General features: G+C 48.6%; 10 protein-coding genes. 1 reads left to right on the top strand and 9 read right to left on the bottom strand.

Translation table 11 applies throughout. The features are described from left to right. From ACLQ6D_RS00770 to nrdR, 9 genes are all read right to left on the bottom strand, one after another. The coding region (locus ACLQ6D_RS00770) for a hypothetical protein (RefSeq protein ID WP_411725337.1) at positions 1-207 on the bottom strand (207 nt) is incomplete at its 3' end. 114 nt (positions 208-321) lie between these two features. Beyond that, a complete protein-coding gene (locus ACLQ6D_RS00765) occupies positions 322-831 on the bottom strand; it encodes a phosphatidylglycerophosphatase A (protein WP_411725336.1) in 510 nt (169 codons plus the stop codon). Next, positions 815-1,750 (bottom strand): thiamine-phosphate kinase, encoded by a 936-nt coding sequence (gene thiL, locus ACLQ6D_RS00760; RefSeq protein ID WP_411725335.1) that lies wholly within the window; start codon positions 1,748-1,750, stop codon positions 815-817. The genes ACLQ6D_RS00765 and thiL overlap by 17 nt, the downstream gene beginning before the upstream one ends. 75 nt (positions 1,751-1,825) lie before the next feature. Next, a complete protein-coding gene (gene nusB / locus ACLQ6D_RS00755) occupies positions 1,826-2,266 on the bottom strand; it encodes a transcription antitermination factor NusB (protein WP_411725334.1) in 441 nt (146 codons plus the stop codon). After that, a complete protein-coding gene (ribE, locus tag ACLQ6D_RS00750) occupies positions 2,263-2,742 on the bottom strand; it encodes a 6,7-dimethyl-8-ribityllumazine synthase (protein WP_411725333.1) in 480 nt (159 codons plus the stop codon). The genes nusB and ribE overlap by 4 nt, the downstream gene beginning before the upstream one ends. A 30-nt stretch (positions 2,743-2,772) precedes the next feature. After that, the gene (ribBA, locus tag ACLQ6D_RS00745) at positions 2,773-3,909 is read right to left on the bottom strand and encodes a bifunctional 3,4-dihydroxy-2-butanone-4-phosphate synthase/GTP cyclohydrolase II (protein WP_411725332.1); all 1,137 of its coding nucleotides are present in this window, start codon (positions 3,907-3,909) and stop codon (positions 2,773-2,775) included. An 11-nt stretch (positions 3,910-3,920) separates the two neighbouring features. Further along, complete coding sequence (locus tag ACLQ6D_RS00740) at positions 3,921-4,577, bottom strand: riboflavin synthase (RefSeq protein ID WP_411725339.1); 657 nt, start codon at positions 4,575-4,577, stop codon at positions 3,921-3,923. Positions 4,578-4,588: 11 nt separating this feature from the next. Next, positions 4,589-5,683: a bifunctional diaminohydroxyphosphoribosylaminopyrimidine deaminase/5-amino-6-(5-phosphoribosylamino)uracil reductase RibD gene (gene ribD, locus ACLQ6D_RS00735; protein ID WP_411725331.1), complete on the bottom strand. Its 1,095-nt coding sequence runs from the start codon at positions 5,681-5,683 to the stop codon at positions 4,589-4,591. A 1-nt stretch (position 5,684) separates the two neighbouring features. Next, the gene (gene nrdR / locus ACLQ6D_RS00730) at positions 5,685-6,137 is read right to left on the bottom strand and encodes a transcriptional regulator NrdR (protein ID WP_411725330.1); all 453 of its coding nucleotides are present in this window, start codon (positions 6,135-6,137) and stop codon (positions 5,685-5,687) included. A 148-nt stretch (positions 6,138-6,285) separates the two neighbouring features. On the opposite strand from nrdR, the gene grxC reads away from it, so the two are divergent. Continuing rightward, entirely contained in the window at positions 6,286-6,507 is a 222-nt protein-coding gene (gene grxC / locus ACLQ6D_RS00725; RefSeq protein ID WP_411725329.1) for a glutaredoxin 3, read from the top strand. Positions 6,508-6,594: the final 87 nt, after the last annotated feature.

Genomic DNA, 6,594 nt, shown 5'->3' with positions numbered 1-6,594 from the left:
TGTGCACAGCACGGCATCGGCCAGAAGTCCACTCGCGTCAACCGACCCCAAACCAACGGCAAGGCGGAACGTGCCGTCCGCACCTTGATGGACATGGGGCACCGCCAACAAGTGTTCAAGGACGGGCAGCACCGCCATGTCGAGCTGATGGGCTTCATTAACTCCTAACAACACGGTCAAACCCCATAAGGGTTTGGATAACGCCACCCCTTATGAAATACTTACCGCTTATTTTAATCAACCCATCTATAAACAACCCTGAGATTTCTTACAAATAAGATCGTAATCATCTTTAGGATAATTACTTTTCCAATACAATCATTACCCCCACCACCACAAAATCAACACTAACCCCACATTAGCAAACATCCCCGCCAACGCATCATCCAACATTATACCCAAACCGCCCTTAACGCGTCGGTCTGCCCATTTAATCGGCCAGGGTTTAAGGATGTCGAAGAACCGGAACAAGATAAAACCTAGCACTATGCCTTGCCAGCTAAACGGTATCCACCACAGGGTGATAAGGTATCCAGAGATTTCATCCCAAACGATGCCGCCAAAGTCGTGTTCACCCAGTTTTTCTGCTGCCAGCCCGCAAATCCAGATGCCAGCAACTGTGACTGTTATTGTTACTATGCCATAAACCAGATCCCCGCTTTGGGTCAGCAAGCAATAGAGCGGCACCGCCGCCAATGTGCCAAACGTACCGGGGGCTTTTTTTGCCAGACCGGAGCCAAAACCAAAGGCCAGAAACAGTATCGGGTCGGTCATGATTTGTTTTGGCGTTAACCGGTTTTTGCCTACCTGGGTGTTAAGTAAAGTGCTCAAAACTTTTTGCCTCTAATGGATGGATGTTGCCTGATTTATTAAGCCGTAACCCCGGCAAGGATTCAATGACACCGATTTTGGTGTGGGGAATATTTAATGCTTTAATCTTATCCGGGCTGACGGTAAAGCACAGCTCGTAATCGTCCCCGGCTGTCAGCGGCATAGCCCAATCGCCTGTGTCTTCGATATACGCTTTGACTGCTTGAGACAAGGGCAAGGCTTCCCAATCGAGACACGCTCCGACCCGGCTTTGCTGAAGAATATGACCTATATCACCTGTCAATCCGTCTGATATATCTATGCAGGCATTGGCGATACCGACCAAAGCCTGGCCGATTTCGACCTGTGGTTCAGGTTGGTTGAAGCGTTTTAAGGCGGCTTCGGGCTGCTTGCAGTGATAACCTTGTTTGATTTTTAAACCTAGCCCAGCAACACCCAGATAGCCCGTCACGCAGATGGTGTCGCCGGGTTTAGCTGTTGAACGCTTGAGCGCTAGCCCGGATGTCACCAAACCTAATGCTTGGACGGTTAATGTTAATGGGCCGGACGTGGTATCGCCGCCGATCAAATCCACTGAATGGCGTTCTGCCAATGCAAAAAACCCCTCGGCAAAGGCTTGCAGCCAGTTTTCATCGATGCTGGGCAATGTTAGCGCCAAGGTAACGGAAAAGGGGTTTGCGCCCATGCTGGCGAGGTCGCTCAAATTGACCGCCAGTATTTTATGGCCCAGTTGATAAGGATCGCTTCCGGCAAAAAAGTGTACATTCTCCACCATCGTATCGGTCGTAACCGCCAGTTCATATCCCGCAGGAACGGATAGCAAGGCGCAGTCGTCGCCTATTCCCAATGTAGTCGTGTTTTTTTTGACCTTTTGCTGGTTAAAAAACCGCTCGATAAGGGTGAATTCTGAGAGGGGCATGTGTGTAAAACTAAAGGCTAAAGGCAAAAAAATAGCACCTTTTGCACTTTTAGCCTTGCGCCTTGTGTGTGCCTTTCACCTTGAACCTTGAACCTTATTTTTAACTTCCACAGTGCGTATTTTCTGCGCCACTTTGTCCAGAATGCCATTAACATATCGGTGACTCCCATCCGCCCCAAAGTGTTTGGCAAGGTTGATGCTTTCATTAAGGACTACCCGGTAAGGCATCTCGGGACGGTGCAGCAATTCATAGACACCCATCCTTAATATCGCCCGTTCAACCGGATCAATCACATCAACAGGCCGATCGACGAATTCGGCAAGGATTTCGTCGATGGTATCCACACACTGAGGAATGCTGTGGAACAATTCCCTGAAGTAGCTTTTTTGTACGCCTTTTAAGCGTTCTTCTTCTTCAAATTGCCGCTCAATGTCGATGAGGCTCTGCCCTGTCATCTGCCATTGGTAGAGGGCTTGCACGACGGCTTTGCGTGCGTTGGTTTTGGTTTGGCTCATTGATTGGCTAAATTTTCCAGTAAACTCATCATTTCGATGGCGGACATGGCCGCTTCCGCACCCTTGTTGCCCGCTTTCGTGCCTGCGCGTTCGATGGCTTGCTCGATGGTATCGACGGTCAGCACGCCAAAACCCACGGGTACATCATACTGTAAGGAAACCGTTGCAATACCTTTAACGCATTCTCCGGCAACATATTCAAAATGCGGCGTAACTCCGCGTATCACCGCGCCCAAGGCGATGATTGCAGCATATTTTTTGGTCGCCGCAACACGTTGCACGACCAGCGGCAGTTCAAATGCGCCCGGCGCTTTCACCAGATGTATGTTCGCCCTTTCAGCGCCGTGGCGGACTAAGGCATCTATTGCACCGGCCTGCAGTTGTTCGACGATAAAGCTATTGAACCGTGATGCGACGATGCAAACGGTTCGCCCTTGGGCCGACAAGTTGCCTTCAAATGTTGTTATTGCGGACATTATTTTTCTCTTTTTTAGCATAGATTCTGTTTACGCTGATTTATTAAGGTCACTGCCTTCCCAAACATCACAACTGACGTGTTCGGTCACTACTAAGTCAAACCCTGCGAGACCGACGTATTTTTTCTGGGTTCCCAACACTTTTAACTTGTGTACGCCGAGATCAGACAAGATACGCGCCCCCGTTCCCGTCATGCGCCAATCAGTCGGCTCTGGAAGGGGAATGGCTACGCCGTTGTCTTCAAGTTGATAGCGGTGGATCAATTCAACCAAGTTTTTGTTACTTTCATTTTGCCTGATGACCACTAATACGCCACGACCTTCTTTGGCTATCTTCTGCATGGCGATACGCATCGGGATACTCCGGTCGGTGCGCTTGGAGGCAAATACATCATCCAATAGGTTGCGGGCATGTACCCTGACCAATACAGGTTTGTCGTCGGAAACATTGCCCATGACCAAAGCCAAATGCAGATTATTGTCATTCCTGTCCTGATAAGCATACAGGCGGAAATCGCCAAACTCGGTTGGAAAAGCACACTCACTGATGCGTTCCAGGGTATTTTCATGTTGGATACGATAGTGAATAAGGTCGGAGATTGTACCTATTTTGAGGTTATGATGTTTGGCAAATATTTCCAAATCAGGCTTTCGTGCCATAGAACCATCTTCGTTAAGGATCTCAACAATAACGGCTGCTGGCTCCGTGCCTGCCAATCTTGCCAGATCACAACCCGCTTCGGTATGCCCTGCCCGGTTTAATACGCCACCTGATTTTGCCATCAGCGGAAAAATATGCCCCGGCTGGATCAGGTCTTCCGGCTTGGCATCTATAGCCACGGCACATTGTACAGTCCGCGCCCGGTCTGCCGCCGATATGCCTGTGGTTACACCCGTCGCGGCTTCTATCGAAACGGTAAAATTGGTTGAATGCGTGGTTTTGTTTTCATTTATCATCAGCGGCAAACGTAACTGCTGGCAACGCTCGCTGGTCAAGGTCAAGCAAATCAGCCCACGCCCATACCGCGCCATAAAATTAATGTCTTCCGGGCGCGTAAAAGCTGCCGCCATAACGAGATCGCCTTCGTTTTCACGGTCTTCATCGTCCATAATGATGACCATTTTACCCTGGCGTAAATCTTCTATGATTTCTTCGATGGTATTCATGTGTGTATGGTTTAACGCAAGAATCCGCTGTCTTGCAACAAGGCCTCGGTGATTGTGTCCTGTGGTTTAGCGGCGGCATCTCCCTGGAGCAATCGTTCTAAATAACGTGCCAGTAAATCGACTTCAAGATTGACTTGGTTACCTACCGCTATATCCGCCAGTGTCGTTTCCTTGAGCGTGTGGGGAACGATATTAACACTAAATAAAGCGCCATTCACGGTATTGACGGTCAGACTGATACCATTTATAGAGATAGAACCTTTTTCAGCAATATATTTTGCCAAATCATCGGGGACTTTAAAGGTCAGCCGGACAGAACGCCCATCCGCTTTTTTCTCGACCAGTTCGCCGATACCGTCAACATGGCCGCTGACGATATGCCCACCCATCCGGGTTGTTGGCGTTAAGGCCAGCTCCAGATTGACTGGCGTACTGACAACGGCATTTTTTAGTGTCGATCTAGCCATCGTTTCGTTGGACACGTCCGCACAAAAATGCCGTTTACCCAACTTTACCGCCGTTAAACAAACACCATTGACGGCAATACTGTCACCCGTCAACGTGTCCGATAGTGGTAATTTTCCGGTATTTATGGTTAACCGGCAATCGCCGCCTTTACGCTCTATGGCCGTGATTTTACCGACCGCATTAATGATACCCGTGAACATCAAAAGCTAAATTATAATGGTGTTAAAGTTAGTTTTAAGTCTTGCCCTACATGCCTGATATCCTGAAACTTGAGTTGTTTTTTATCGGCCAATTTTTGAAAATTCGGCAATGTGAACAAGCCGCGACCCTGATCGCCCAGGATATAGGGGGCTGCGTAAATAATCCATTCATCAACGAGGTTTCCAGCCAATAATGCGCCATTTAGCACAGCGCCTGCTTCAACTAACACTTCATTGATTTCCTGTTCGGCCAAAAATGTCATCACTTCGGGGAGGTCAAGACGGCCTTGATCATCAGGTAAGCTATAAATCTCAAAGCCAGCCTTTTGCAAAACTTCCTTTCTGGCTTTATCCTGAGAACAGGTCAAAATCAAACTACGTCCTGGTAAACTTGCCATTTTGGCATGGGTTGGCATTTTTAGGGCAGAATCCAGCACCACCCTGACAGGTTGCACGACTTCTTTCTCTACACGCGCCGTCAATGCCGGATTATCCGCAAGAACCGTGTTGATCCCAGTGATTATCGCTGAACTTTCCGACCTTAACCTGTGTACATCCGCTCTCGCTTCAGATGAAGTGATCCATTGGCTCTCGCCCGATGCCATAGCGGTCCGTCCGTCCAGGCTCATTGCCAGTTTGCTGCGGACGAAAGGACAACCTTTAGTCATTCGCATGATGAAGCCACGGTTTAAAGCCCGTGCATCTTCCTCAAGCACACCGTAACTGACAACAACACCCGCAGCCTTAAGGTGTGCAAAACCTTGTCCAGATACTCGTGGATTGGGATCTTGCATGGCTGCAACCACTCGCTTAATTCCCGCTTTTACCAGAGTTTCACAACACGGTGGAGTCCTGCCGTGATGACTGCATGGCTCTAAAGTGACGTAAGCCGTTGCGCCCGTAGTATCCTCCGCCGCATTGTTCAGTGCTTCAACTTCAGCATGGGCAAGACCTGCCCGTTTGTGCCAGCCTTCACCAATAATTCTGCCGTCTTTGACCAAAACACAACCCACATGGGGGTTCGGGTCAGTGGTTGTCAACCCTCTTTTCGCCAGATGGATAGCGCGTGCCATGAACAAGGCATCCTGCTCATCACGTACCGGCATGTTATTTTTTTTGTAGCCCTTCGATCATATCAGTGAACTCGCTGACATCCTGGAAACTGCGATAAACCGAGGCAAAACGCACAAACGCGACATGATCCAGCAAATTTAATTCCTTCATCACTTTTTCACCCAATTCTTGCGCCGTCACTTCCCGCTCCCCACTGGTGAGCAAATCTTTTTTGATTCGGTTGACTGCCGCTTCAATATCATCGCTGCCTACAGGCCGCTTTTCCAACGCCCTTAACATGCCGGAACGCAATTTGTTCTCGTCAAATGGCTCGCGGATTCCATTACGCTTGACGATACGTGGCAAAGTCAGTTCTGCGGTTTCAAACGTGGTAAATCGTTCCTTGCACACGATGCACTCACGCCGCCGCCGGACGTGGTCTCCCTCATTTGCCAATCTGGAATCAATAACGCGCGTATCTTGGGTGGAACAAAAAGGACATCTCATCGTTGAACCAACTTTACCCTCTACCGTCTACGGAAAAACCGGAGATATTATCCCACATTATAAGGGCTGTGGTCAGTGTACCAGATTGAATAGGGCGCTTATTGCCGATAGAATGGTAGCCTTTTAGCATTATTATTGATCTACAATTATGCCCGAGATATTGATTTACACATCTAGCCTCTGCCCTTATTGTGTCATGGCTAAGCGTTTGCTCGACCGAAAAGGGGTGATGTACACGGAAATTAATGTCGATAAAGAACTCGATGCCAGGGAAGAAATGATGGTTAAAACAAAGCGCCGGACTGTGCCGCAAATCTACATTGGCGGCCTTCACGTTGGCGGTTTTGATGAGCTTTATGCGCTTGAGTAACAAAAAAAGCTGGATGATCTTTTGTCAGAAGCGGAAATTGCTATTTGAAGTTTTTACAATTTAAAAGCACTTTTGCTGTTGATTTGT

This window comes from Methyloglobulus sp. (assembly GCF_046714055.1).
GTDB lineage: Bacteria > Pseudomonadota > Gammaproteobacteria > Methylococcales > Methylomonadaceae > Methyloglobulus.
This window is presented reverse-complemented; position numbering and strand designations above follow the sequence as displayed.

Coding starts and splice junctions, on each gene's coding strand:
- ribE (WP_411725333.1), bottom strand. CDS start 2,742: ATGTCCGCAATAACAACATTTGAAGGCAACTTGTCGGCCCAAGGGCGA.
- grxC (WP_411725329.1), top strand. CDS start 6,286: ATGCCCGAGATATTGATTTACACATCTAGCCTCTGCCCTTATTGTGTC.
- ribBA (WP_411725332.1), bottom strand. CDS start 3,909: ATGAATACCATCGAAGAAATCATAGAAGATTTACGCCAGGGTAAAATG.
- thiL (WP_411725335.1), bottom strand. CDS start 1,750: ATGCCCCTCTCAGAATTCACCCTTATCGAGCGGTTTTTTAACCAGCAA.
- ribD (WP_411725331.1), bottom strand. CDS start 5,683: ATGCCGGTACGTGATGAGCAGGATGCCTTGTTCATGGCACGCGCTATC.
- ACLQ6D_RS00740 (WP_411725339.1), bottom strand. CDS start 4,577: ATGTTCACGGGTATCATTAATGCGGTCGGTAAAATCACGGCCATAGAG.
- nrdR (WP_411725330.1), bottom strand. CDS start 6,137: ATGAGATGTCCTTTTTGTTCCACCCAAGATACGCGCGTTATTGATTCC.
- nusB (WP_411725334.1), bottom strand. CDS start 2,266: ATGAGCCAAACCAAAACCAACGCACGCAAAGCCGTCGTGCAAGCCCTC.